Raw genomic sequence first — 638 nt, forward strand, 5'->3', positions numbered from 1 at the left:
CAAATGGACGGAACTACCTTTTGGCTGGTGATCCGTTTTTAGCTATTTGAAAATCGAATCACATTCAGAAAAATCTAATAATTAAACGCAGGATTTTTTATGCAACGCTAGTGATTTTTATTAAGAAAAAATTCAAAAGTAAAAATGAAAAGATTGGATTAATTTTCATTTTTATGTTGTTACTATTCGTTTTCATACTACAACTGTTACATATACTTTAATCTATGCTTGTGATGTACTTCATTTTTTCAATTTCACTCCTCGGAGATTTAATGGATATTCTGTTTTAGAAGTGCTATGCGACATAACAAATACCGCAAGTACACTTCACCGCATAACCAGTTATTTTACGCGGACTAGAGGATGAAGCGATTTGGCTTGATCAAGAAAAATATGGAGATGTTGTTTGTTCCATACGATGCTGTGTATAAGGTAAAAATACTGAGCCTTTAAATGTTTAAAAAAGTCGTATTAAGTCCACTGGGACTGACCCCCGTCCGTAGGACAGGGATCAAAACACCTTAGCCAATTAAGCAGCCAGTTGTCGATATTCAATCGGTGACTGGTTGTTTAGTTTCGTTTGAATGCGAATTGCGTTATAGTAATAAATGTAGTTTCGAACGATCTGTTCAACGATG

General features: G+C 34.6%; 1 protein-coding gene. It reads right to left on the reverse strand.

What is annotated here, in order from left to right; translation table 11 throughout:
• Positions 1-529 precede the first annotated feature (529 nt).
• Positions 530-638 (reverse strand): IS3 family transposase (locus Q3F21_RS27185; RefSeq protein ID WP_340259720.1); only part of this gene is annotated, 109 nt, incomplete at its 5' end.

Source organism: Brevibacillus borstelensis, assembly GCF_037834415.1.
GTDB classification, from domain to species: domain Bacteria; phylum Bacillota; class Bacilli; order Brevibacillales; family Brevibacillaceae; genus Brevibacillus; species Brevibacillus borstelensis_A.